At 55.1% G+C, this 24,032-nt stretch carries 20 protein-coding genes, 1 tRNA gene and 1 other RNA gene; 8 read left to right on the top strand and 14 right to left on the bottom strand.

The genetic code is table 11. The annotated features are described in order from the left end of the window. From AC2CF9_RS01630 to AC2CF9_RS01620, 3 genes are all read left to right on the top strand, one after another. A tRNA-Val gene (locus AC2CF9_RS01630) sits at window positions 1-77 on the top strand. Between the two features lie 343 nt (window positions 78-420). Next, window positions 421-1,833, top strand: coding sequence for a pyruvate kinase PykF (gene pykF, locus AC2CF9_RS01625; RefSeq protein ID WP_039384119.1), 1,413 nt, complete (start codon window positions 421-423; stop codon window positions 1,831-1,833). A gap of 302 nt (window positions 1,834-2,135) precedes the next feature. Then, a complete protein-coding gene (locus AC2CF9_RS01620; protein WP_039384115.1) occupies window positions 2,136-2,372 on the top strand; it encodes a major outer membrane lipoprotein in 237 nt (78 codons plus the stop codon). A gap of 88 nt (window positions 2,373-2,460) precedes the next feature. On the opposite strand, the gene AC2CF9_RS01615 is transcribed toward AC2CF9_RS01620, so the two are convergent. The 7 genes from AC2CF9_RS01615 to sufA are packed head-to-tail and all read right to left on the bottom strand — an operon-like array spanning window position 2,461 to window position 9,063. Further along, window positions 2,461-3,435, bottom strand: a complete 975-nt coding sequence (locus tag AC2CF9_RS01615) for a L,D-transpeptidase family protein (protein WP_484556097.1) — start codon at window positions 3,433-3,435, stop codon at window positions 2,461-2,463. Between the two features lie 60 nt (window positions 3,436-3,495). After that, the gene (gene sufE, locus AC2CF9_RS01610) at window positions 3,496-3,912 is read right to left on the bottom strand and encodes a cysteine desulfuration protein SufE (protein WP_484556096.1); all 417 of its coding nucleotides are present in this window, start codon (window positions 3,910-3,912) and stop codon (window positions 3,496-3,498) included. A gap of 20 nt (window positions 3,913-3,932) precedes the next feature. Beyond that, window positions 3,933-5,153 (bottom strand): cysteine desulfurase SufS, encoded by a 1,221-nt coding sequence (gene sufS / locus AC2CF9_RS01605; protein ID WP_484556095.1) that lies wholly within the window; start codon window positions 5,151-5,153, stop codon window positions 3,933-3,935. Further along, the gene (sufD, locus tag AC2CF9_RS01600) at window positions 5,150-6,427 is read right to left on the bottom strand and encodes a Fe-S cluster assembly protein SufD (RefSeq protein WP_484556094.1); all 1,278 of its coding nucleotides are present in this window, start codon (window positions 6,425-6,427) and stop codon (window positions 5,150-5,152) included. Before sufD ends, sufS begins: the two co-directional genes overlap by 4 nt. After that, entirely contained in the window at window positions 6,402-7,148 is a 747-nt protein-coding gene (gene sufC / locus AC2CF9_RS01595; RefSeq protein WP_039384106.1) for a Fe-S cluster assembly ATPase SufC, read from the bottom strand. Before sufC ends, sufD begins: the two co-directional genes overlap by 26 nt. 39 nt (window positions 7,149-7,187) lie before the next feature. After that, a complete protein-coding gene (gene sufB, locus AC2CF9_RS01590) occupies window positions 7,188-8,681 on the bottom strand; it encodes a Fe-S cluster assembly protein SufB (RefSeq protein WP_039384104.1) in 1,494 nt (497 codons plus the stop codon). A 7-nt stretch (window positions 8,682-8,688) separates the two neighbouring features. Further along, window positions 8,689-9,063, bottom strand: coding sequence for a Fe-S cluster assembly scaffold SufA (gene sufA, locus AC2CF9_RS01585; protein WP_150017433.1), 375 nt, complete (start codon window positions 9,061-9,063; stop codon window positions 8,689-8,691). A 387-nt stretch (window positions 9,064-9,450) separates the two neighbouring features. Here sufA and AC2CF9_RS01580 point away from each other — a divergent pair, with 387 nt between their 5' ends. Continuing rightward, the gene (locus AC2CF9_RS01580; protein ID WP_150017432.1) at window positions 9,451-9,855 is read left to right on the top strand and encodes a hypothetical protein; all 405 of its coding nucleotides are present in this window, start codon (window positions 9,451-9,453) and stop codon (window positions 9,853-9,855) included. 30 nt (window positions 9,856-9,885) lie between these two features. On the opposite strand, the gene ydiJ is transcribed toward AC2CF9_RS01580, so the two are convergent. Continuing rightward, complete coding sequence (gene ydiJ / locus AC2CF9_RS01575) at window positions 9,886-12,939, bottom strand: D-2-hydroxyglutarate dehydrogenase YdiJ (protein ID WP_484556093.1); 3,054 nt, start codon at window positions 12,937-12,939, stop codon at window positions 9,886-9,888. Window positions 12,940-13,141: 202 nt separating this feature from the next. On the opposite strand from ydiJ, the gene ydiK reads away from it, so the two are divergent. Together ydiK and rprA are read left to right on the top strand one after the other, a co-directional pair. After that, window positions 13,142-14,251, top strand: coding sequence for an AI-2E family transporter YdiK (ydiK, locus tag AC2CF9_RS01570; protein WP_484556092.1), 1,110 nt, complete (start codon window positions 13,142-13,144; stop codon window positions 14,249-14,251). 250 nt (window positions 14,252-14,501) lie between these two features. After that, window positions 14,502-14,610, top strand: an RNA gene (rprA, locus tag AC2CF9_RS01565) — antisense sRNA RprA. A gap of 162 nt (window positions 14,611-14,772) precedes the next feature. On the opposite strand, the gene ppsA is transcribed toward rprA, so the two are convergent. Continuing rightward, a complete protein-coding gene (gene ppsA, locus AC2CF9_RS01560; RefSeq protein ID WP_484556091.1) occupies window positions 14,773-17,163 on the bottom strand; it encodes a phosphoenolpyruvate synthase in 2,391 nt (796 codons plus the stop codon). Window positions 17,164-17,603: 440 nt separating this feature from the next. Between ppsA and ppsR the strand changes: the two genes are divergently transcribed. Together ppsR and AC2CF9_RS01550 are read left to right on the top strand one after the other, a co-directional pair. Beyond that, window positions 17,604-18,431: a posphoenolpyruvate synthetase regulatory kinase/phosphorylase PpsR gene (gene ppsR / locus AC2CF9_RS01555; RefSeq protein WP_484556090.1), complete on the top strand. Its 828-nt coding sequence runs from the start codon at window positions 17,604-17,606 to the stop codon at window positions 18,429-18,431. 133 nt (window positions 18,432-18,564) lie between these two features. Continuing rightward, entirely contained in the window at window positions 18,565-19,611 is a 1,047-nt protein-coding gene (locus AC2CF9_RS01550; RefSeq protein WP_150017428.1) for a 3-deoxy-7-phosphoheptulonate synthase, read from the top strand. A gap of 2 nt (window positions 19,612-19,613) precedes the next feature. On the opposite strand, the gene AC2CF9_RS01545 is transcribed toward AC2CF9_RS01550, so the two are convergent. From AC2CF9_RS01545 to AC2CF9_RS01525, 5 genes are all read right to left on the bottom strand, one after another. Then, a complete protein-coding gene (locus AC2CF9_RS01545) occupies window positions 19,614-21,053 on the bottom strand; it encodes a protein adenylyltransferase SelO (protein WP_484556089.1) in 1,440 nt (479 codons plus the stop codon). A gap of 97 nt (window positions 21,054-21,150) precedes the next feature. After that, a complete protein-coding gene (locus AC2CF9_RS01540; RefSeq protein WP_150017426.1) occupies window positions 21,151-21,894 on the bottom strand; it encodes an EAL domain-containing protein in 744 nt (247 codons plus the stop codon). Between the two features lie 312 nt (window positions 21,895-22,206). Beyond that, window positions 22,207-22,665 carry an NlpC/P60 family protein gene (locus AC2CF9_RS01535; protein WP_150017425.1) on the bottom strand — a complete coding sequence of 153 codons (459 nt, stop codon included), beginning with the start codon at window positions 22,663-22,665 and terminating at the stop codon, window positions 22,207-22,209. A gap of 63 nt (window positions 22,666-22,728) precedes the next feature. Then, window positions 22,729-23,478, bottom strand: coding sequence for a vitamin B12 ABC transporter ATP-binding protein BtuD (btuD, locus tag AC2CF9_RS01530; protein ID WP_484556088.1), 750 nt, complete (start codon window positions 23,476-23,478; stop codon window positions 22,729-22,731). 1 nt (window position 23,479) lies between these two features. Further along, on the bottom strand, window positions 23,480-24,025 hold the full coding sequence (locus AC2CF9_RS01525) for a glutathione peroxidase (RefSeq protein ID WP_150017423.1): 546 nt from the start codon (window positions 24,023-24,025) through the stop codon (window positions 23,480-23,482). Between the last annotated feature and the right edge of the window lie 7 nt (window positions 24,026-24,032).

Below are 24,032 nucleotides of genomic sequence, written 5' to 3'. Positions count from 1 at the left end.
GCGCTCTTAGCTCAGTTGGTTAGAGCACCACCTTGACATGGTGGGGGTCGATGGTTCGAGTCCATTAGAGCGCACCACTTCGCTGTATCCTCTTCTTGCGCAACATCACTTTCCCTGATCCAGGTCGATATCCCCTGCTGCTTTTATATTGGTTTTCGCATACTTAGCGATTATACTATGGCTCGTTGTTTCACCTGAAAGGTTTCAGCGCTGACGTGCCTATGCCATCAATGTCTCTGATTTGCGCAACGCCGCTCTGCCGGCCTGCTTCTGCAACGCATAACTTCCCTGCACGCTCAGTTCCTGTCACCTATTCTTACTTCTGTATTATCCGTAGCCACAATCGTCACATTTTCACTTCGGTGCTCCGCGCATCGGATACCGACCTTTATCATCCATCACAACATACAGATATCTGACATGAAAAAGACCAAGATTGTTTGTACTATCGGGCCGAAAACCGAATCAGAAGAGATGCTGACCCAGCTGCTGGAAGCAGGCATGAACGTTATGCGTCTCAACTTCTCGCACGGTGATTACGCCGAACATGGTCAGCGCATCGCAAATATGCGTGCCGTCATGGAAAAAACGGGGCATCAGGCCGCGATTCTGCTGGACACCAAAGGACCGGAAATCCGCACCATGAAGCTGGAGGGTGGCAACGACGTTTCACTCAAGGCGGGCCAGACCTTTACCTTTACCACCGATCAGTCAGTGATTGGTAACCATGAGCGCGTCGCTGTTACCTATGCCGGTTTTACTGAAGATCTGAAAATTGGCAACACGGTTCTGGTCGACGATGGCCTGATTGGCATGACCGTTACTGAAGTCACGGAAAACAGCGTAGTGTGTGAAGTGCTGAATAACGGCGACCTCGGCGAAAACAAAGGCGTTAACCTGCCTGGCGTCTCTATCCAGTTGCCCGCACTGGCAGAAAAAGATAAGCGCGATCTGATTTTTGGCTGTGAGCAGGGAGTGGACTTTGTCGCCGCGTCGTTTATTCGTAAACGCTCTGACGTGCTGGAGATCCGCGAACATCTGAAAGCGCATGGCGGCGAGAACATTCAGATCATCTCTAAAATTGAGAACCAGGAAGGCCTTAACAACTTCGATGAAATTCTCGAAGCGTCTGACGGCATCATGGTTGCACGCGGCGATCTGGGCGTAGAGATCCCGGTCGAAGAGGTTATCTTCGCGCAGAAGATGATGATCAAAAAGTGCAACAAAGCCCGTAAAGTGGTCATCACGGCCACGCAGATGCTCGACTCCATGATCAAAAACCCGCGCCCTACCCGTGCTGAAGCGGGCGACGTGGCTAACGCCATTCTTGACGGTACTGACGCCGTGATGCTGTCTGGTGAGAGCGCCAAAGGCCGCTATCCGCTGGAGTCGGTCACGATCATGGCCACCATCTGTGAGCGTACCGATCGCGTGATGAAATCACGCATCGACGAGCTGAAAGATTCCCGCAAGCTGCGTATTACGGAAGCTGTCTGCCGTGGTGCCGTTGAGACCGCAGAGAAACTGGAAGCACCACTGATTGTTGTAGCCACCGAGGGCGGTAAATCAGCAAAATCAGTACGTAAGTACTTCCCGGACGCAACCATTCTTGCACTGACGACTAACCAGACAACCGCCCGCCAGCTGATCCTGAGCAAAGGTATCGAGACTCGCCTGGTTGCCCGCATTGAATCAACCGATGATTTCTATCGTATTGGTAAAGAGCTGGCGCTGGAAAGCGGCTACGCGCAGAAAGGCGATGTGGTCGTGATGGTTTCAGGTGCCCTGGTGCCAAGCGGAACGACTAACACTGCTTCCGTGCATGTGATTTGATTTAACGTCACACTTTATTTAAACAAGCGCCTTAACCGGCGCTTTTTTTATTCCATCGCTAATCTATAATCAGAAAAATTCAAATCGAAAATAACTATTCAATATGTTGTGGAATTAAGGTTAATCCGATTAAATCCCTCTGTTTTCGCTAAATATTTTCATCATATTCTGCCAGATGCTGCTTCTTTGAGCGAACGATCAAATTTAAGCATGTTCTCATCAAAAATTTATTCTCAACTTAAAAAGCTTTGTGCAATACTTGTAACGCTACATGGAGATTAACTTAATCTAGAGGGTATAAAATGAAACGTACTAAACTGGTACTGGGCGCGGTAATCCTGGGTTCAACTCTGCTGGCTGGTTGCTCAAGCAACGCTAAAATCGATCAGCTGTCTTCAGACGTTCAGACTCTGAACGCTAAAGTTGACCAGCTGAGCAACGACGTGAACGCAGTGCGTTCTGACGTTCAGGCTGCTAAAGATGACGCAGCTCGCGCTAACCAGCGTCTGGACAACCAGGCTCACTCTTACCGTAAGTAAGAGTTCTGGTTTGAAAAATGGTGCCCTGGTGGCACCATTTTTTTTGTCCTGACTCCAGCGCCCGGTGGCGCTGTCTGACCGGCTGACCTCAGCCCTGTGGCTCTGCTGCACCCTGCTCTGCCGTCTCAGCGGCAACCGGCTCACCGCTGCTGACCAGCATCGGCATACCTGAACGGCGCGTCATCGCCTCCTCAATCAGCGCACTGTCGCTTTTCGCACTGCGGCTAAAGGCTTTCAGAGCGTTGCTGCGCACCAGCGGCTGCGTCTGCGGATCATCTTTTTCACTGCGCGACAGCGGCTGATGAACCTCAATATAGCGTTTACCGTCTGGTTCGATGGCGTACTTCACCGGCTGATTAACAATCTGAACGCGCGTGCCTGCCGGGACGCTGTTGAACAGCGCTTCAATATCAGCGGGACGCAGGCGAATGCAGCCGGAGCTGACGCGCATGCCGATGCCAAAGTCAGCGTTAGTGCCGTGGATCAGGTAGTGTCCCTTGCCATACGCCAGACGCAGGGCGAACAGTCCCATCGGATTATCAGGGCCGGCCGGAACCGTCACCGGCAGCGTCACACCCTCTTTCGCATAGCGCTTGCGAATATTTGGCGTCGGTGTCCAGGTGGGGTTGGGAATTTTCTGGCTGATACGCGTCACCATATCGGGCGTGGCAGCGCCTAACTGGCCAATGCCAATCGGATAGACCACCACGCGGTTTTCTCCCGGCGGATAGTAGTAGAGGCGCAGCTCAGCCAGATTCACCACAATCCCTTTGCGCGGCGCATCCGGCAACAGCATCTGCAGCGGCACGGTGATCTGCGTTCCTGCCGCCGGCAGCCAGGGATCAACACCGGGGTTTGCTTCCAGCAGGCCGAGCAGTCCCGTGCTGTAGCGCGCTGCCACGCTCTCCAGCGGCTGTTTGTTATCAGAGATAGTGGTCAGAACGTTTTCGCCGATCAGGCGGCTGTCGTCGGCAGGGAGAGCATATTCAGTAGCCATTGCAGGTGCAGAGAGTCCGAAGCAGGACAGCAGCAGTGCACCAGCTAAACGTAACGCAGGTTTCATGCAGGTTTCTCTTTCTGGATGGAAAAGACCCCGGCTAAACCGGGGTCTGAAGAGTGTACCTTAGCAGAGCTGCTGAGCGTTATGACGGATAGCGCGGATCATCGCTTCCAGCCCCTGAGAACGCGTTGGCGTCAGATGCTGAGTCAGCGCCAGTTCCGCAAACCAGTGGCGCACATCCAGCTCGAGGATCTCCTGCGGTTTCAGCCCCTGATAAAGGCTAAATACTACTGCAATCAATCCCTTAACAATAGCTGCGTCGCTATCCCCTTCAAACGCCATCGATCCGTCCGCCTGCGGCGTCATGCGGATCCAGACCTGGCTCTGACAGCCTGAAATGACATGCTCAGGCTGATGCAGGATTTCAGAGGATTCTGGTAATTTTGCACCCAGCTCAATGATGTAAAGGTACTTCTCTTCCCAGTTAGCGCAACGATTAAAGTTGCGCACCAGCTTCTCTTTTTCCGGCAGGTTCGCCATCTGTTACTCCTGAAATCTGCTTAGCCCAGCAGGCGATGGATACGCGTCAGGCCAGCGGCCAGCCGATCCGCCTCATCTTCGGTGTTATAAAGCGCGAAGGAGGCGCGACACATCGCCGGTACGGCATAGTGGCGCATCAGCGGCATCGCACAGTGGTGACCGGTGCGAATGGCAATACCATACTGATCGAGGAAGCTGCCAACGTCAAAGGCGTGATGTTTACCCAGGTTGAAGGCGATCACCCCGCTGCGCTGCGCAGGGCCATAAAGCACGATGTCCGGTACTGAAGCGAGTTTGTCCAGCGCATAACGCATCAGCGCGCTTTCGCGTGCATGAATAGCGTCAAGACTCAGTTCACTTACCCAGTTCAGTGCGGCACCCAGACCGATGATACCGCCGGTATTAGGCGTACCCGCTTCAAAGCGCCACGGCGCGCTGTTCCAGGTGGTTCCCACCGGCAGCATGACCTGATCAATCATGGAACCCCCGCCTTCCCACGGCGGCATCTGCTCCTGCAGCGCTTTACGCGCATAGAGCACGCCAATACCGGTCGGACCGTAGATCTTATGTCCGGAGAACACGTAGAAATCACAGTCGATATCCTGCACGTCAACGGCGTGATGCATCACCGCCTGTGCGCCATCAATCAGTGTGACCAGGCCGGCTGCTTTCGCCTGAGCGACCAGCGCCTTAACCGGGTTAACGGTGCCCAGCACGTTAGAGACGTGCGTGACCGCCAGTAGCCGGGTGCGGCTGTCGATGAGCGAAGCAAGCTGCTCTGTAGCCAGTTCGCCACTGTCGCTGAGCGGCAGGACGCGGATCTCAGCACCGGTGCGCTGTGCCACCATCTGCCACGGCACGATGTTAGCGTGGTGCTCCATCTCGGTAATGATGAGATTGTCACCGGGCTGCAGCTGACTGCCGCCCCAGCTATTGGCTACCAGGTTAATGCCTTCGGTAGTGCCTTTAACAAAGATAATCTCTTCATGCGAAGCCGCATTCAGAAATGCCGCGGCCTGCGCACGTACCGCTTCCATATCGCTGGTGGCCTGGGCACTCAGCGAATGGATGCCGCGATGCACGGCGGCATAGCCGTGCTGATAAAAATGACTTTCCGCGTTGATTACCGCGAGCGGACGCTGTGCGCTGGCCGCGCTGTCAAGGTAGGCCAGCGGGTGTCCGTTGACCTCACGACTCAGGATCGGAAACTCCGCTCTGACTCGTTCGGAATCGAAACTCATGAATGTACTCCAGGGAAACGCTGTGAGATGCGTGCCAGCACCGCCTGACGCAGGATGTCATCATCCAGCGTTTCGGTCAGTTCGGCGGCAAAAGCGTGGATGATCATCTGCTGCGCCGCTTCTTCAGCGATACCGCGCGAGCGCAGATAGAACATCTGCTCATCATCAATACGGCCGATGGTGGCACCATGACTGCATTTAACGTCATCGGCGTAGATCTCCAGCTGTGGCTTGGTATCGACTTCAGCCAGCCGGCCCAGCAGCAGATTGTTGTTGGTCATCTGGCCATCGGTTTTCAGCGCGTGCTGTGCCACTTTGATGTGACCATTGAAGACGGCACGGCCCTTTTCGCGCGAAATGGTTTTATGCAGCTGACGACTCAGGCAGTGGCCTTTGTTGTGCTCCAGATAGCTGCGGGTATCTGCGATTTCGCTGCCCACCGGCAGAACCAGGCTGTTCATTGCCAGCTCGCTGTTTTCGCCATTCAGCTGGGTGCTGGTGTTATGACGTGACAGACCTGCGCCCAGCAGGAAGCTGGTGCTGCTGACGCGCGCATCCTGCCCCATCACAATGTCATTATGCGCAAAGTGATAGCTGCTGCTGGTTTCAAAGGCGAGCTTGGTATGTTTCAGCTGCGCATTATCCGCCACGGCAAAGGTGATTCGTGCGCCGGTAAAGTGCGCCGCGTCATTCAGCGTGACATAGTGCTCAACGATTTCCGCTACCGCACTCTGCTCCAGCTCTACATGATGACGATGGTGCACGGTATTAAGCGCATCTGCCTGACCGCTGGTGATATGCAGCAGGTAGAGTGGGCGGGTAGCTGCTTTGCCGCGCGCCAGACGAACTGTCGTCACCTCTTCTGCCAGGCTCTCCGTCAGATGCAGGAAAATCTCCGGCTGTACCGGCGCCGGCAAATCGCGACGCTCCGCTGCCTGAACGTGCTGGATCTCAAACAGATCGGTTTCCGTGCTGCTCAGCGCAGGCTGGAAGCGGCCATCAACAAATACCAGTCGTACCGCATCCAGCGGCAGCGCCAGCGCATCCGCCTGCTCGCGGCTGAGGCTCTGCGCGGAAGGCAGCACAAAGTGCTGTCCCAGCAGGCTCTCCAGCGACGTATATTTCCAGTTTTCATGCTTGCGGGTAGGCAAGCCTTCACGCATCAGCTGCTGCCAGTGCTGTTGCGCCTGCAGCGAGCGCTGCTCGCCGCGAGACTCAAACAGATGGTGCCACTGCTGCAGGGCATTATCACTCTTCGTCGGTAAGCCAGCCATAGCCTTGCTCCTCCAGCTGTTTCACCAGTGAAAAGTCGCCAGACTTAACGATTTTACCCTGATAAAGAACGTGCACGTGATCCGGCTTAATGTAATCCAGGATACGCTGATAGTGCGTTACGATGATGAAAGAGCGCTTACCGTCGCGCAGGCTGTTAACGCCCTCAGACACGATTTTCAGAGCATCAATATCCAGACCCGAATCGGTCTCATCGAGAATGCAGAGTTCCGGCTCCAGCGCCGCCATCTGCAGAATATCATTACGCTTCTTCTCACCACCGGAGAAGCCGACGTTAACTGAACGCGTCAGCAAATCTTCCGGCATTTTCAGCAGCTTGATCTTATCTTCGATAAAATCCTGGAAGTCGAAGCGATCCAGCTCTTCCTGCTCGCGATATTTGCGTACCGCATTAACAGAGGTCTGCAGGAAAAACTGGTTGCTGACACCCGGGATCTCTACCGGGTACTGGAACGCCATAAAGATGCCTTCTCCGGCACGCTCTTCAGGTTCCAGCGCCAGCAGATCTTTCTCTTTAAAGGTGACGGAGCCACCGGTGATCTCGTAATCTTCGCGACCCGCCAGCGTTGCTGAAAGCGTACTTTTGCCTGAGCCATTCGGGCCCATGATGGCGTGGACTTCACCTGGTTTAACTTCCAGGTTCAGACCGCGCAAAATCTCTTTATCTTCAACGCTAACCTGTAAATCTTTAATACTTAACATACTTATTCCTTCACATTGCTTCCGGCAACGCGTGTGGCATCAGCCGACACTGTGCTCAAGGCTGATCGCTAACAGTTTTTGTGCTTCCACGGCAAATTCCAGTGGCAGCTCGGAGAAAACATCTTTACAGAAGCCGTTGACGATCATAGAGATCGCATCTTCTTCGCTGATGCCGCGCTGCAGGCAGTAGAACATCTGATCTTCGCCAATACGTGACGTGGTGGCTTCATGCTCAAGCTGCGCTGTGTTGTTGCGCGTTTCCACATACGGGAAAGTATGCGCACCGCAATCGGGACCAATCAGCATCGAGTCACACTGCGTAAAGTTACGCGCATTGGTTGCCGTCGGCATGATTTTCACCAGACCGCGGTAGGTATTCTGGCTTTTACCCGCCGATATCCCTTTAGAGATAATGGTCGATTTGGTGTTTTTACCGATATGGATCATCTTGGTCCCGGTATCCGCCTGCTGGCGACCGCTGGTCAGCGCAACCGAGTAGAACTCACCTACGGAGTAGTCACCGCGCAGAATGCAGCTTGGATATTTCCAGGTAATCGCAGAGCCGGTCTCAGACTGCGTCCAGGACATCTTGCTGTGATCGCCTTCGCACAGGGCGCGCTTGGTAACGAAGTTGAGGATACCGCCCTCACCTTCACCGCCAGGGAACCAGTTCTGTACCGTGGAGTATTTTACTTCAGCATTTTTATGGATGATGACTTCAACGACCGCTGCGTGCAGCTGATAAGTGTCACGCACCGGCGCCGAGCAGCCCTCAATGTAGCTGACATAGCTGTCTTCATCTGCAATCAGAATGGTGCGCTCAAACTGACCTGTTTTCGCCGCGTTGATGCGGAAATAGGTCGACAGCTCCATCGGGCAGCGTACCCCTTTCGGGATATAAACAAAGGTGCCATCGGAGGCGACCGCTGAGTTAAGCGCAGCAAAGAAGTTATCGTTGTGTGGCACGACGGTACCCAGATACTTCTGTACCAGTTCCGGATGGTCATGGATCGCTTCACCAAATGAGCAGAAGATAATGCCCTGTTTGGCCAGCTTGTCGCGGTAGGTAGTTGAGACCGACACGGAATCGAAAATCGCATCGACAGCGACCTCTTTACCTTCACGCACCGGAACACCCAGCTGATTAAACGCGTCTTCCACTTCCTGAGTCAGGTAGTCACTGGAGGCCACGCTGCCCGACGCTTGGGTTGCACCCGGCTCAGACGCGCAGCTGTCGTCGCAGTTCCCGCATGACGGCGCAGAAAAGTAGCTGTAATCCTGGTAGTCGAGCTTGTCATAGTGCGCTTTTAACCAGTGCGGCTCTTCCATTTCCAGCCAGGCACGGAAAGCCTTGAGCCGGAACTCAAGCATCCACTCTGGTTCATTGCGTTTAGCCGAGATCGCACGCACGACATCTTCATTAATGCCGTGTGCCAGCTCATCGGTTTGTAACCGGGTAAAGAAGCCCTCTTTATAGTTGAGCTTGCCTTCCCAGGTCTGTACATCATCAGATGCTTCGCTATGTCGTGACATATTTCACTTACTCGACGCCAAAGCTTTCACCGCACCCGCAGGCGTGCTGAGCTTTAGGGTTATTGAATTTAAAGATCTGGTTCAGGCCTTCACGGACATAGTCCAGCTCAGTGCCGTCGACAAACGGCATTGCCTGAAGCGGCACAAAGAGTTTTGCGCCAAACTGCTCAAACTGCAGATCGTCATCGGCTGGTTCTTTTACCAGATCCATGACATAACCAAAACCGGCACAGCCAGATTGTTTCACGCTCAGCTTCAGACCCTTTACTTCCGGGTCCTGTTCAGCCAGAGTCAGAATCTGTTTCGCTGCCGACTCGGTCAGCGTAAGTCCTTTCCAGACAAAATCGTCAGGAGAAAAGGACGCGGCATTTACTGATGACATCGTTGTACCTCGCAAGTCTGGACCTTCTCAGGCTATCCCCCTATGGTAGTGATATCGCCTATCACTTCAACCTCTTGTTTTGCAGGGATAATCATCTCGTGCTGTTTTTTCTGCTTAATTATTAAGCATAGTCCCTTTAGTACGGCCTGTAGCAGACAGTTTTCATCCGGGACAAATATTACAACCTACTGATATCATAACATTTTATAAAAACCGGCCTTAAAGCAATTAACCTGTATACAGGTTACGCCTTTACCGAATGTAAAGAGATTGTTATTGCCGATTTTAGTAACAGGTTACAGACATCAATATATTTCTTTAGCGGGAATTGCATTCCTGACGCAGTTTAATATGATAATGATTATCATTAACTATTTAGGCGGCGCTATGACACGTACCGTTTCAGCCTGGTTACAACACAAAATCAGCGACTACCGATTTGCCGTGCGCGACATCACCGTAGATTTTTATCTGGCCGAAGCCAGACTCAACCGGCCAGAGTGCTCACTGGAGCAGCTGCGCCGGTTTAACGATACCTGCCTGGATATGGCGGAAATCTGCGATATCAACGGCGACGATCGCAGCTATCTGCACGCCATAGGCAAACTGCACCATCGCCTGATTCAGGAGATGGGCAACGATGACCGTGACCGGCTGTTTCGCCTGCAGGCGTATCAGTTCGCCCGCCAGTCGCTGACGCATTTGTGCCAAAAGCTCGCACAAAGCGGCGACTGGGACCAGATAACGGACCTGCAGCGTGATTTTGTTCGCCACGCTGGCTGGATATTCTAATCCAGCTTTGTGACGGCTCCTACATTTTGTTTACATCAATTCCAGCAGCGCCTGTAAAGGATGACGCATGCCGTTGCCTTCGGCGCGTTTCACCTGGCTGCGACAGGAAAAGCCGGTCGCCAGACAGCGCTGGCGCGGCAGCCGCTGCAGCTGCGGATGCCAGGAGAGCGCATAAATGCCGAGCGAGTTCTCCAGATGCTGCGCCTCGTGGCCATATGTCCCCGCCATGCCGCAGCAGCCGGTATTGATATTTTCCAGCCGGGCACCGAAACGGGCAAATATCTTCTGCCATTGATCCGGCGTAGCGGGCAGTGCGGTCACTTCCGTACAGTGCGCAAACAGATACCAGGGCTCGCCGCTGACCGGCTGATTTACGCCATCAGCCAGCGCCTGCTGCAGCCACTCATGCACCAGCAGCACACTGAAATCACCGCGCTTGTTTTTCAGGACCTGCTGATACTCATCGCGATAGCAGAGCACCGTGGCAGGGTCGACCCCGACCATCGGGATCCCCAGTTTTGCCACCCGATTAAGCAGTTCGGCGGTTTTCGCCGCGGTACGGGCGAAGCGCTGCAGAAACCCCTTAACATGCTGCGCTTTCCCGTTGGGAGAGAAAGGCAGCAGCACCGGACGGTAACCCAGTTTTTCAATCAGTGATATAAAGTCGGTCACCAGCTGCGCTTCGTAGTAGCTGGTAAACGGATCCTGCACCACCAGCACGCACTGCTGCCGTGCCGCGCTATCCATCGCTTCCAGCTGCTCCAGCGTCAGGTTCATTGCCGGATGCCCGCTGAGACGCTGTTTAAGGTTAGGTGCGGAGAGCTGAGGCAAATCCACCATACCGATATGCGTTTTGCTGAATTCGCGCATCCACGGCTGCTGCAGGAAGAAATTGAACACCTTTGGCGCTTTGGCCATCAGCGGCGCATAGCTCTCTACGCTGGCCACCAGGTGATCGCTGACCGGACGCAGATAGCGCGTATGGTAAAGCTGTAAAAAGCGCGCGCGGAAATCGGGCACATCGATTTTAATCGGGCACTGGGTCGAACAGGCTTTACAGGCCAGACAGCCCGACATCGCCTCTTTTACCTCATGGGAAAAATCGTACTCTCCGCGGTTAGCGTGCCAGCTGTTACGCGTACGCTGAATCAGCATACGCAGGCTGGCGCCCTGCTGCGGCAGCGCCTGCTCAAGCTGGTCAGGATCAACGCCCTGCTCCGACAGCAGGCGCAGCCATTCACGCGTCAGCGTTGCGCGTCCTTTCGGCGAGTGAATACGATTGCGGGTGATTTTCATCGACGGACACATCGGGCTGCGCACATCAAAATTGAAGCAGAGGCCGTTGCCGTTGCACTCCATCGCGCCGCGCCAGCTGGTGCGTACCGTCAGCGGAATCTGACGATCCAGATCGCCGCGCATCGCGCCATTCACCTGCATCATCGGCGCATCGCTCTCCAGCGGCGTGCAGATTTTACCCGGATTCAGCCGGTTAGCGGGATCGAACGCGCGTTTAATACGACGCAGCTCAGTAAACAGCGTTTCACCGAAAAAAGCCGGACTATACTGCGCGCGGAAACCTTTGCCATGCTCCCCCCACAGTAACCCGCCGTACCGGGCCGTCAGCGCGACCACTTCATCTGAAATCTGCTTCATCAGCAGCACCTGCTGCGGATCGCACATATCCAGCGCCGGACGCACGTGCAGCACGCCCGCATCAACATGGCCAAACATACCGTAGCTCAGGCCGTGGCTATCCAGCAGCGTGCGAAACTCAGCAATATAATCGGCCAGCTGCTCCGGCGGCACCGCCGTATCTTCCACAAACGGAATCGGCTTGGCACGCCCCTGCGCATTGCCCAGCAGGCCAACTGCCTTCTTGCGCATCGCGTAAATACGCTCGACCTCAGCCAGTTCATTACAGATCTGATAACCTATAACGCCCCCCTGCCGCTCAGCCATCAGCGTATCCAGCCGGTCGCAGAGACGGGCGATCTGCTGTTCGATAAGTGCGCCGTCATCGCCGGCAAACTCCACGATATTCAGTCCCAGCATCGTTTTATCAGGGATATCGGTGATCAGCTCCTTAACGGAGTGCCAGACAATATCCTCCCGCGCCAGATTCAGCACTTTAGAATCCACCGTCTCTACTGACAGCGCCTGTGCTTCTACCATAAATGATGCGTTGCGCAGCGCGGAGTCGAATGACTCATATTTGACGTTGACCAGACGACGGACTTTGGGGATTGGCGTGATATCCAGACGCGCTTCCGTAATAAACGCCAGCGTGCCCTCGGCGCCGCACAACAGCCGCGTGAGATCGACCTGCTGCATGTCATCACTGAAGACGTGGCGCAGATCGTAACCGGTCAGAAAGCGATTAAGCTTTGGAAATTTTTCCAGGATCAGCGCACGCTGCTCACGACAGCTTTGCAGTACCGTCTGGTAGATACGACCCTCAGGCGTCGGCGTTGCAGCGAGCTGCTCCGCCAGCGCCACCGGTATGGCGCGCGTATCAAGGATATCGCCGCCCAGCAGCACCGCGCGTAACCCCTCAACATGATCGGAGGTTTTACCGTATACCAGCGATCCCTGACCTGAGGCATCGGTGTTGATCATCCCCCCCAGCGTGGCGCGGTTACTGGTGGAGAGCTCCGGTGAAAAGAAGAAACCGTATGGCCTGAGCCAGGCGTTGAGCTGATCTTTCACCACTCCTGCCTCAACCCGCACCCAGCCCTGCTCGGTGTTGATCTCCAGAATGCGGTTCATGTAGCGCGACATATCAACCACAATGCCCTGATTCAGCGACTGTCCATTGGTGCCGGTGCCGCCGCCGCGTGGTGTAAACGTCAGGCTGGCAAAAGCGTCCTCACCGGCGAGCCGCGCAATCAGGGCGATATCTGCGGTCGAACGCGGAAACAGTGCCGCATCCGGCAGAAGCTGATAGATGCTGTTATCCGTGGAGAGTGAGAGACGGTCGGCATAGCTGGTAGCGGTATCGCCGGTAAAACCCTGCTCTTTAAGCGCCTGCAAAAAGGCGAGAACTTGCTGAACCAGGCCAGGAGCCTGCGGAATTTGTGGGATCATGGTGTCGTGACCGGGATGTTGTAAACGTTTGCGTAGTAATTTTTTAACGTCTGGTTGTATCACATTTTTTTCCTGTCTGCTGGCATTTCCCTTCCCCCGCTTCTGTGGCCCTGCTTTTCCTGTTTAATTTTCAGGAAATAGCGCATGATGATCCCGGGCCAGGGGCCCTTCCTGAAGGATTAACTGAGGTTAAATCGCTGTTATGAAAAGCCTGCAACGCGGTGTGGATCTGCCGCAACTGCTGTTCTCACTGATGTTTATTTTGCTGATGATTATCGCCTGTCTCTGGGTGGTACAACCTTTTATTCTGGGCTTTGCCTGGGCAAGCATGGTTGTTATCGCAACCTGGCCACTTATGATTCGCCTGCAGCATCTGCTGTGGGGACGCCGCTCCCTGGCCGTTATCGCCATGACAATTCTGCTGCTGCTGCTGTTTATCATTCCGATTGCGCTGCTGGTCAGCAGCCTGATTGACAACAGCGCCCCGGTTATCGCCTGGGCTACCCAGCGCCATCTGCTGATGCCGGAATTCGCCTGGCTGCGGGAGATCCCTTATGTCGGCAGCAAACTTTATGTCAGTTACCATAAGCTGGTAGATGGCGGCGGTTCAGCCATCATGCGTCAGGTGCAGCCCTATATTGGCCGCACCACGGGCTTTTTTGTCGCACAGGCGGGACATTTTGGCCGCTTTATGCTGCATCTGGCGCTGATGCTGTTATTCAGCGTGCTGCTTTACTGGCGCGGTGAGCAGGTTGGACAGGGTATTCGCCACTTCGCCTACCGTATGGGGGGACCCCGTGGCGATGCTGCGGTGCTGCTGGCTGGACAGGCGATACGGGCCGTTGCGCTGGGTGTTGTCGTCACGGCGCTGGTGCAGGGGGTATTAGGCGGGATCGGACTGGCGATATCGGGTATACCTTATGCCACGCTGCTGACGGTGCTGATGATCCTGACCTGTCTGGTCCAGCTGGGTCCGCTGATTGTTCTGGTACCCGCCATTATCTGGCTCTACTGGAGCGGTGATACGACATGGGGCACGGTGCTGCTGGTCTGGAGCTGTATTGTCGGCACGCTCGACAACGTGTTACGTCCGGTGCTGATTCGCATGGGTGCCGATTTACCCATGATTCTGATCCTGTCAGGTGTGATCGGCGGCCTGATCGCCTTTGGCATGATTGGCCTGTTTATCGGCCCGGTCGTGCTGGCGGTCTCTTATCGCCTGGTTTCAGTCTGGATGCATGAAGCCCCGGCGCCGGATGATGATGTGGAAACGGCAATTGAAGCGCTGACAGAACATGAAGAGCTGCTCTGATAAGCTGGATGGTCGCATCGGCCTGAACATTCATGCCCGGGCATTTTTCAGGCACGCTGTTTTTCATAAACGGTTTTTAAGAAAAAACGTGCTTTTTAGCGCCTGACGCCGTTTCCCTGGCTGAAATGATTATTTTTCATACTGAATTGTCCGGTGCAGCGGGCAAAAAAGGCGACAAAAGATTATCAGCTTTAAACTAATAAGAGGATTCTTAAAGACTATAGCAGGCGCAATAAATAATATGTTTCTCATGTTGGAAATCAACCTACTGATTTTTAAACAACCTTTTTCCCCTGAGTAACGTAAAAGAATTGCTGTGTGTAGTCTTTGCCCATCCCCTGTGATGGGCTTTTTTTTGGCCTGTATTCAGCTCTTGCTGTAGCAGTGCGTGCTGTCTGAACAGGCGGGACGCTTAGCGACTAAAACTCAGGGTTATTGTGCTGAAACAGCGGCTCATCCGCAGCTTAAGCCTGCATTAATCATGGCGCGTACAGTATAACCCTACGCGCCATGTTCAGAGGTTAAGCGCGCTGAGCGGATTCAATCTCAGCCAGGCTCAGCCAGGTTTCCACCACGGTATCCGGATTAAGCGACAGGCTGTCAATGCCCTGATCCATTAGCCACGCGGCAAAATCCTGATGATCTGAGGGACCCTGTCCGCAGATACCGACATATTTGCCCTGTTTTTTTGCTGCCTGAATCGCCATTGAGAGCAGCGCTTTCACCGCTTCATTGCGCTCATCAAACAGAGCAGAAACGACGCCAGAATCGCGATCCAGCCCCAGCGCCAGCTGCGTCATATCGTTGGAGCCGATGGAGAAACCGTCGAAGTGCTGCAGGAACTGCTCTGCCAGCAGCGCGTTTGACGGGATTTCACACATCATAATCACCTTCAGACCCGCCTCACCGCGCTTCAGCCCGTGTTTCGCCAGCTCAGCCACGACCGCCTCCGCCTGATCAACAGTGCGTACAAAAGGCACCATGATTTCAACGTTACTCAGCCCCATCTCATTGCGCACCCGCTTCACGGCTTCGCACTCCAGCGCAAAACAGTCGCGGAAGCTGTCGGCAACGTAGCGCCCGGCACCCCGGAAGCCAAGCATCGGGTTCTCTTCTTCCGGCTCATAGCGCTCTCCGCCGACCAGATTGGCGTACTCGTTCGATTTAAAATCGGACAGGCGCACAATGACGCGCTTCGGCGCAAAGGCGGCGCCCAGGGTAGCAATCCCCTCTGTCAGACGCGCGATATAGAACTCAACCGGATCGTCAAAGCCTTTCATCATCTGGCGGATCTGCTGCTGTAGCTCCGGCGTCTGCTGATCAAACTCCAGCAGTGCTTTAGGATGCACGCCGATCATGCGGTTGATAATAAACTCCAGCCGCGCCAGGCCCACGCCTTCATTGGGCAGACAGGCAAAGTCAAACGCGCGATCGGGATTACCGACGTTCATCATGATTTTAAGCGGCAGTTCGGGCATTGAGTCGACCTGAGAGCTGGCGATCTCAAAATCGAGCAGGTCATTGTAGACGTAGCCGGTATCGCCTTCGGCGCAGGAAACCGTCACTTTATGCCCGTCACGCAGGTGATCGGTGGCATCACCACATCCCACCACCGCCGGGATCCCCAGCTCACGTGCAATGATCGCCGCATGGCAGGTGCGTCCGCCGCGGTTGGTCACGATAGCCGACGCCTTTTTCATGATAGGTTCCCAGTCCGGGTCTGTCATATCGGTGACCAGCACGTCGCCCTTCTCAATGCGGTGCATTTCGCTGATATCGTGGATCACCTTGACTTCACCCGCACCGATACGGTGGCCGATGGCGCGTCCTTCAACCAGCACCTGGCCCGTGCCCTGCAGGCTGTAGCGCTCCATCACCTGACCATTCGAGCGTACGGTTTCCGGTCGCGCCTGTACGATATAGAGCTTGCCGGTATGCCCGTCTTTTGCCCATTCGATGTCCATTGGACGCTTGTAGTGCTGTTCAATCAGCACCGCCTGGCGTGCCAGCGCCTGCACTTCATCGTCGGTCAGGCTGAAACGATCGCGCGTCGCCTGCTCCACATCTTCAATGCGTACCTGCTCGCCATGCGTCTGAGAATCGGCATATACCATGCGGATTTTTTTAGACCCCATCGTCCGCCTGACAATTGCCGGGCGGTTTGCCGCCAGCGTCGGTTTATGCACGTAAAACTCATCCGGGTTGACTGCACCCTGTACCACCATCTCACCCAGCCCCCAGGCTGAAGTGATAAAGACGACCTGATCAAAACCAGACTCAGTATCAATAGTAAACATCACGCCCGAGGCGGCGAGATCTGAGCGAACCATACGCTGCACCCCGGCCGAGAGTGCCACGCCGCGATGATCGTAGCCCTGATGCACGCGGTATGAGATAGCCCGATCGTTAAACAGCGAGGCGTATACGTGCTTAACCGCCACCAGCACGGCATCGAACCCCTGCACGTTGAGGAAGGTCTCCTGCTGCCCGGCGAATGAGGCGTCAGGCATATCCTCGGCAGTTGCGGATGAGCGGACGGCAAAAGAGGCGTCGGCATCATCAGCAGAAAGTTGCTCATAAGCAGTACGAATAGCCGCTTCCAGCGCCGGCTGAAACGGCGTGTCCACGACCCACTGGCGGATCTGCTTGCCCGCCTGGGCCAGCGCCGCCACGTCATCAATATCCGTGATATCCAGTAGTGCATAAATGCGCTGGTTCAGTCCGCTTTGGTCGAGAAACTGATTAAACGCGTCAGACGTCGTGGCAAAGCCGTTCGGGACGGATACGCCCAGCGACGACAAATTGGTAATCATTTCTCCAAGAGAGGCATTTTTGCCTCCCACCCGATCAACATCATGCATGCCAAGCTGGTTATACCAGAGCACTAGCGATTGTTGGTCTTGATTGGACATTGAGATGATCCTTTTAAATGATTAAGGCACATGGAACATTTTGCTATTCGCCACAGCAGCCTGGCATAACTGGGTTATAAAGACTAAGTGTTGAATCGTTAAAGCAAAAAAAGAGAGACAAAATCAGACTATTACCTGCCGGGGCTGACGTTGCGCAAACGGCGCTATTATTGCTAACAGCTTGCTGCAATAATGAATTTTCCATTTTTATAGCATTATCAGCAGATTGCTGTTGCGCAAACGACATCAGTCAGAGTCTGCGCGTCATTTATGAAACTGTGGCGGGCGCTGGCGTTTATTTATCGCTTTTTCTTTACGATGCTATTAACGTCAGGTATGACCCTATTCCGGTCGGAGCACGGCGGTATATGGATATTTCATTTCGATTTAATTTGAAATGAAATTAGTTAATTCACTATTCATCCAGAGAGCATTTTTTAATGAGCACTGAACGCAGCGTGTTTTATATTTCAGACGGCACCGCCATTACAGCAGAAGTGCTGGGTCACGCGGTGCTCTCGCAGTTTCCGGTCGATACACACAGCGTTACTCTGCCGTTTGTAGAAAACGTGCAGCGGGCCCAGGCGGTAAAAGCGCAGATTAACGCGCTCTGGCAGCGCAGCGGCGTACGGCCGCTGGTCTTTTTTTCCATCGTTACGCCTGAAGTTCGCGACATCATTCTGGAGAGTGAGGGGTTTTGTCAGGATATTGTGCAGGCGCTGGTGGCTCCCCTGCAGAGTGAACTGGGCATCTCCTCTATGCCGGTGGCGCACCGCACTCACGGGCTGACCGCGAATAACCTGGGTAAGTATGATGCGCGTATCGCTGCGATTGACTACACCCTGGCGCATGATGACGGGATCTCACTGCGCGGACTCGAAGATGCTCAGGTGATCCTGCTGGGCGTTTCGCGCTGTGGCAAAACCCCGACCAGCCTCTATCTTGCCATGCAGTTTGGTATTCGCGCAGCCAACTACCCCTTTATTGCCGATGATATGGATAACCTTAAGCTTCCTCCTGCGCTGCGCGCGCATCAGCACAAGCTGTTCGGGCTGACCATCGATCCGGAACGGCTGGCGGCTATTCGCCAGGAGCGGGCGGAGAATACCCGCTACGCCTCGCTGCGCCAGTGCCGGCTGGAAGTGGGTGAAGTGGAAGCGCTGTTCCGTACGCATCAGATTCGCTACCTCAACAGTACCAACTACTCGGTCGAGGAGATCGCCACCAAAATCCTCGACATTATGGGGCTGGAGCGACATATGTACTGACTGACGCGCTAAGCGACCTGCGTATTTACTATCTCTGTGATTTTGCTGGTTGAATTCAGGACGCATTGGTTTATTGTGAACCTCATCACTTCCCGGTATATCACCGCTGCGAAGAACCTGTTTGAGAGCCACTATGAATAAAACTGATGAACTGCGTACGGCGCGAATTGGCAGCCTGATTACGCCCGCCGCGCTGGCCAGCCAGCACCCGCTATCGTCTGACATCGCAGAGAGCGTTACGGCCGCGCGCCAGCGTATTGCGCGCATTCTGACCGGCGAAGATCCGCGACTGCTGGTGATAATCGGACCCTGTTCGCTGCATGACCCGCGCGCTGCGCTGGATTATGCGGCACGCCTGCAGCAGCTGCGCGAGCGGTATCAGGATCGGCTGGAAATTGTCATGCGCGCCTACTTTGAGAAACCGCGTACCGTGGTGGGCTGGAAAGGACTGATTTCCGATCCCGATCTTGATGGCAGCTTTGACGTAAATCGCGGCATTGCTATTGCGCGTAAGCTGCTGCTGGATATCAATGCGCTGGGTCTGCCAACGGCGACTGAATTTCTTGATATGGTCATCGGCCAGTTTATAGCCGATCTCATCAGCTGGGGTGCCATTGGCGCCCGCACCACTGAAAGCCAGATCCATCGCGAAATGGCCTCTGCGCTCTCCTGCCCGGTAGGGTTTAAGAACGGCACGGATGGTAACGTACAGATCGCCGTTGACGCCATTCGTGCTGCCCGCGCCAGCCATATGTTCCTCTCGCCGGATAAAGCGGGCCAGATGACCATTTATCAGACCAGCGGCAATCCGCACGGACATGTGATCCTGCGCGGCGGGCGTCAGCCAAACTATCATGCGGAAGATGTGGCGGCGGCGGCGGCCAGCCTGCGTGAGTTCAGCCTGTCTGAGCAGATGGTGATCGATTTCAGTCACGGCAACTGCCTTAAGCAGCATCGTCGCCAGCGTGATGTAGCGCGCGATATCGCCGCGCAGATCCGCGCCGGTTCGCGAGCGGTAGCGGGCGTTATGATTGAGAGTTTTCTGCAGGAAGGAAATCAGAAAGTGGTGGCTGGTCAGCCGCTGGTTTACGGCCAGTCGATTACCGATCCCTGCCTCGGATGGGACGATAGCGCGGCGGTACTGGCAGAGCTGGCTGCCGCCGTCGACAGCCGTTTCTGATATCAGCTGGAGCAGCTGACCTCCAGCGTTTTGCTCCACTCCGGCGGCCGCTGGCGCAACGCCGCGCTGCTGGCCGCTTCATCAAAGGGGCGCTGGAGCGCCAGATGCAGCTCTTTAAGGGCCGCAGTCTTGCCCCGCTCCACCTCTTCAATCACCTGCTGGGCGAGATAGTTGCGCAGCACGATCGCCGGGTTGGCCGCCTGCATCACCGCCTGTCGCTCGCTGTCGCTGGCCTCATCCTGCAGCAGCCGCTGCTGATAGCTGCTATACCAGCGATCAAACGCGTCGCGATCGATAAACTCATCGCGCAGCGGCGAGCGCCCCTCCTGCTGTTCGGTATAGCTGAGCTGACGAAACGTAAAGGTGTAATCGCTGTGCTCATTGCTCATCAGCGCCAGCAGGTTGCTCAGAATCGTATTGTCCTCTGCCTGCGGCGTCAGCAGGCCAAGTTTCGCCCGCATGCGCTCTCCCCAGACGCGCATCAGTTCAGGCTCATAGTGACTCAGCGCCTGCTTCAGCTGCTCCGTGGTCAGCAATCCCGACAGCGCATGCGCCAGCCGGTTGAGGTTCCACAGGCCAATCGTTGGCTGATTGTTGAAGGCATAGCGGCCCTGATAGTCGCTGTGGTTACAGATAAAGGCGGGATCGTACTCATCGAGAAAGCCGTAGGGACCGTAATCCAGCGTCAGGCCGAGAATCGACATATTATCCGTGTTCATCACTCCGTGAGCAAAGCCTGCGCTCTGCCACAGTGCGATCAGGCGGGCGGTACGTTCTGCCACATCCGTGAACCACAGCAGATAGCGATCCGGTTCCGCCTGAAGGTGCGGCCAGTGATGACGAATCGCATAGTCCGCCAGCTGGCGGACCTTATCCGTCTCCCCTGCGTAATAGAAGTGTTCAAAATGACCAAAACGCAGATGGCTCTCCGCAATACGCATCAGCATCGCACCGCGCTCCTGCGTTTCGCGCAGCACCGGTTCGTCACCGATGGCCAGCGCCAGGGCGCGCGTCCCGGGGATACCCAAATGGTGTAACGCTTCTGAAGCGAGAAACTCCCGCACGCTTGAGCGGATCACCGCCCGTCCATCTCCCATGCGGGAATAAGGCGTTAAGCCTGCGCCTTTCAGATGCCAGTCCAGCTTGCGTCCATCTTCCAGCTGCTGCTCACCCAGCAGCAGGCCGCGTCCGTCACCCAGCTGCCCGGCCCAGACGCCAAACTGATGGCCGCTATATACCTGGGCGAGCGGAGCCATGCCTGGCAGCAGCGCCTGACCGCTCCATACGCCGTGACCGTCGCCGGCAAACAGCTCCGCATCCAGCGCCATTTCCGCCGCCAGCGGCGCATTATGATAAAGGAGACGTCCTCCCGTCAGCGGCGTGGGCTGCAGCGATGTGTAATATCCGGTCAGCTCCTGCTGCCAGCTATTGATAAATTGCATATATACTCCAGAGGTGCTTAATAATGCAGCACCAGGATAGCGTGTAGAGAGTAAAGGATAGTCTGGCACGGGGCGCCCGGGAAAAACAGCGCCTGAATTACTGCTGCGAGGGCGTGGTCTGCGTCAGAAAAGGAGTGATGAGATCTTCTAACCGTTCCGCTTTAACCACCGGGAACACGTTACCCTGAATGTGCACGCCGGTCAGATCGCTGACTTTGCTCAGCAGGAGCGCATCATCGATACCAGAAATAATAATTTGCTGCGTATAGCCGCTGAAATTATCGATAACCGTCTGCATAAAAGGGATAAAGGAGGCGCGCTTCGCCAGATTCTGGATAAATAGTTTATCCAGCTTCAGGACGCTAAACAGCGAATCATAGACCGCCGTTGCCGGGGCTTTGCCAGCTCCAAATTGTGAAAGCGATAAACGGAATTGATGATTAAGTCGGGATAAAACCGGATGCGCTTTGCCGGCAGATAATTGCGGAAACGTTTCGCTGATCTCCATTACGATAAATGGCAGCTGTTTAAATTTCCTTAACAGAAGTTCACTCTCCAGCAGCGTTTCAGCCAGCGATTCATCAATTCTCATTAGCGCATCAACATGATTACGCTCAAAGAAAGCGCGGTGCTTTTCCAGGATTGAAAGCTGAGCCTGCAGCAGCCTTAACTGCTGATTTGCATCGAGCTGCGGCAACAGTAAATCCTGTGGCAACGTAATTGGCGCACTGTCATGAACAAACTGTGTAACCAGCTCAACCGCAGTGAGCTGGCCCTCCAGCGTATAAGCCGGATAAAACCAGGTTTCCGACTGATAGTCGGCCGAAATATGGACTTTCATTTTTTACAGCCAGAGGCAGTGGCAATGGACGCATCGTATATCAATGAAAAGAGTCAGGCAATAGCACCAAACGCCGGAAGAGAAGGTGTTTTAACGCCTAATGCAAGCTATTAATCATTAAATTATACTTAAGCCAAATACGCCGGGTTAATATCCACACTGATAAAATCTTTAGCTCTATTTTTAGTATCAATTTGTCAGGTGGTAAAGTACCAATTTTAATGAGAGCTTTATTTCAGCAAAAAAAGAACCCCTGGCGCGAATTAACGCCTCTTTTCACCGCGCTATTTCATTCATTCAGAATGCAACTTGTCATATTCTGCGCGCCTGCCAGAACACCCGCTGCCAGTAAACATTATTGAGTGAAGAGCGAATAACGCCTTTGCTGGTAGAGGCGTGTATGAAGGTATTGTTGCTGGCATAAATACCGACATGCAGCCCGTTTTCGCCGCTGCCGGTTTTGAAAAACAGCAGATCGCCAGGCAGCAAATCGCGCGGATCGATACGGTTGCCGATTTTTGTCTGAGCACGCGTGGAGCGTGGCAGCGCGATGTCAAAGCGATCGCGGAACGTCAGCAGGACAAATCCGGAGCAGTCGATCCCACGCGGACTGAGGCCACCATAGCGGTATGGCGTGCCCTGCCAGCGGCTGAGCTGATAGTTAAGCCGGGTCTGCACGGCGGCCGGATCTGAGAGACGGGAATCAGGCGGAGGCGCATGATGACTGCACCCTGTGACCATCAGCACAAATAGCAGAATAAGTAACCGCATAGCCTGTTCCCTGTCAGCCCGATCCGGCAGACACTGTAGCCGTAAACGCGCGCGGTGCGCAAGTCAGGAGAGTAGCAGCAGGCGCCCCTGCGGCGTATCCACCTCTGTCACCTCTGTCTGATACAGCGGCGCAAGCCGGGCGGCCGTCAGCACCTCATGCGCCCCGCCCTGATATTTCAGCTCTCCCTGATGCAGTAACCAGACTCGATCTGCGTAGCGCAGCGTATGATTCAGGTCATGACTGCTGGTGATCACGCCGATGCCGGCGGCGCACAGCTGCTGCAGAAGCCGGGTGACTCCCTGCTGCTGCGCCACATCCAGCGCACTCATCGGCTCATCGAGCAGCAGCAGGCTGCCCTGCGGATTGATGTCAGGATGGATTTGCAGTATCACCGCCAGCAGGCGCACCCGCTGCCACTCCCCTCCGGAGAGCTGCGTCAGATAGCTCTCCAGTTTGTGGCGCAGACTCAGCTGCGACAGCAGACGTGCCAGAACGCTATTCAGCTCTGTGCCAGCACCACGCGGCAGATGCATCTGCAGGTAGTGCCAGACCGGCATCGCGCCGGGCGCAGGCTGCTGCTGAGGCAGCCAGCCGCGCTGCTGAGCCAGCGCCTCGCCTGACAGCGCAGCAACAGCGGTGCCGTTAAGCCGCAGCTCTCCGCGCGGCGTCGCAAGACCGCTGAGCGCCTCCAGCAGGGTGCTCTTTCCGGCGCCGTTAGTGCCTACCAGATGCACCCACTCCCCGCGCGCGAGAGCAATATCCAGCGGCGCCAGCCGGCCGGGGCAGCTCAGACCGTGACACGTCAGCAGCATGTCAGGCGGTCAGCGCCTGCTCAATACGCTTAAGCACCTGCGGCGCATCCGGGGCCATATCGGGTGAAAAACGGGCGATAACGTTACCCTGTTTATCGATCAGGAACTTCTCGAAGTTCCACAGGATATCGCCCGGTGCTGCCGGCGCCCGGCCTTTCGCTATCATACGCTCAAGAAAACCGCTGTCTTCAGGACGTTCAGCTTCCGGCTGTGCGCTTATCAGCGTGCGATAGAGCGGATGGCGCTGCGCGCCGTTAACGTCTGTTTTATCAAACAGAGGAAACGTCACGCCATACGTGGTGCTGCAAAACGTCCGGATCTCTTCGTTAGTACCCGGCTCCTGTTCCAGAAACTGGTTGCAGGGAAAGCCCAGCACGCTAAAGCCCCGCGCCTGAAACGCTTTATGGAGCGATTCAAGCTGCTCATACTGCGGCGTCAGTCCGCAGCGGGAGGCGACGTTCACGACCAGCAGTACGCGGTCACGCCAGGCCTCCAGCGTAGTGGCAGTACCGTCAAGGGTTTTCAGCGGGATCTGATACAACGTCATGGTGTTC

The sequence above is a fragment of the Pantoea sp. SYBGC1 genome, assembly GCF_057197005.1.
This window is presented reverse-complemented; position numbering and strand designations above follow the sequence as displayed.

What these genes read in the sequence shown, in the direction of transcription:
- pykF (WP_039384119.1), top strand. Translation starts at nt 421, where the DNA reads ATGAAAAAGACCAAGATTGTTTGTACTATCGGGCCGAAAACCGAATCA.
- AC2CF9_RS01620 (WP_039384115.1), top strand. Translation starts at nt 2,136, where the DNA reads ATGAAACGTACTAAACTGGTACTGGGCGCGGTAATCCTGGGTTCAACT.
- AC2CF9_RS01615 (WP_484556097.1), bottom strand. Translation starts at nt 3,435, where the DNA reads ATGAAACCTGCGTTACGTTTAGCTGGTGCACTGCTGCTGTCCTGCTTC.
- sufE (WP_484556096.1), bottom strand. Translation starts at nt 3,912, where the DNA reads ATGGCGAACCTGCCGGAAAAAGAGAAGCTGGTGCGCAACTTTAATCGT.
- sufS (WP_484556095.1), bottom strand. Translation starts at nt 5,153, where the DNA reads ATGAGTTTCGATTCCGAACGAGTCAGAGCGGAGTTTCCGATCCTGAGT.
- sufD (WP_484556094.1), bottom strand. Translation starts at nt 6,427, where the DNA reads ATGGCTGGCTTACCGACGAAGAGTGATAATGCCCTGCAGCAGTGGCAC.
- sufC (WP_039384106.1), bottom strand. Translation starts at nt 7,148, where the DNA reads ATGTTAAGTATTAAAGATTTACAGGTTAGCGTTGAAGATAAAGAGATT.
- sufB (WP_039384104.1), bottom strand. Translation starts at nt 8,681, where the DNA reads ATGTCACGACATAGCGAAGCATCTGATGATGTACAGACCTGGGAAGGC.
- sufA (WP_150017433.1), bottom strand. Translation starts at nt 9,063, where the DNA reads ATGTCATCAGTAAATGCCGCGTCCTTTTCTCCTGACGATTTTGTCTGG.
- AC2CF9_RS01580 (WP_150017432.1), top strand. Translation starts at nt 9,451, where the DNA reads ATGACACGTACCGTTTCAGCCTGGTTACAACACAAAATCAGCGACTAC.
- ydiJ (WP_484556093.1), bottom strand. Translation starts at nt 12,939, where the DNA reads ATGATCCCACAAATTCCGCAGGCTCCTGGCCTGGTTCAGCAAGTTCTC.
- ydiK (WP_484556092.1), top strand. Translation starts at nt 13,142, where the DNA reads ATGAAAAGCCTGCAACGCGGTGTGGATCTGCCGCAACTGCTGTTCTCA.
- ppsA (WP_484556091.1), bottom strand. Translation starts at nt 17,163, where the DNA reads ATGTCCAATCAAGACCAACAATCGCTAGTGCTCTGGTATAACCAGCTT.
- ppsR (WP_484556090.1), top strand. Translation starts at nt 17,604, where the DNA reads ATGAGCACTGAACGCAGCGTGTTTTATATTTCAGACGGCACCGCCATT.
- AC2CF9_RS01550 (WP_150017428.1), top strand. Translation starts at nt 18,565, where the DNA reads ATGAATAAAACTGATGAACTGCGTACGGCGCGAATTGGCAGCCTGATT.
- AC2CF9_RS01545 (WP_484556089.1), bottom strand. Translation starts at nt 21,053, where the DNA reads ATGCAATTTATCAATAGCTGGCAGCAGGAGCTGACCGGATATTACACA.
- AC2CF9_RS01540 (WP_150017426.1), bottom strand. Translation starts at nt 21,894, where the DNA reads ATGAAAGTCCATATTTCGGCCGACTATCAGTCGGAAACCTGGTTTTAT.
- AC2CF9_RS01535 (WP_150017425.1), bottom strand. Translation starts at nt 22,665, where the DNA reads ATGCGGTTACTTATTCTGCTATTTGTGCTGATGGTCACAGGGTGCAGT.
- btuD (WP_484556088.1), bottom strand. Translation starts at nt 23,478, where the DNA reads ATGCTGCTGACGTGTCACGGTCTGAGCTGCCCCGGCCGGCTGGCGCCG.
- AC2CF9_RS01525 (WP_150017423.1), bottom strand. Translation starts at nt 24,025, where the DNA reads ATGACGTTGTATCAGATCCCGCTGAAAACCCTTGACGGTACTGCCACT.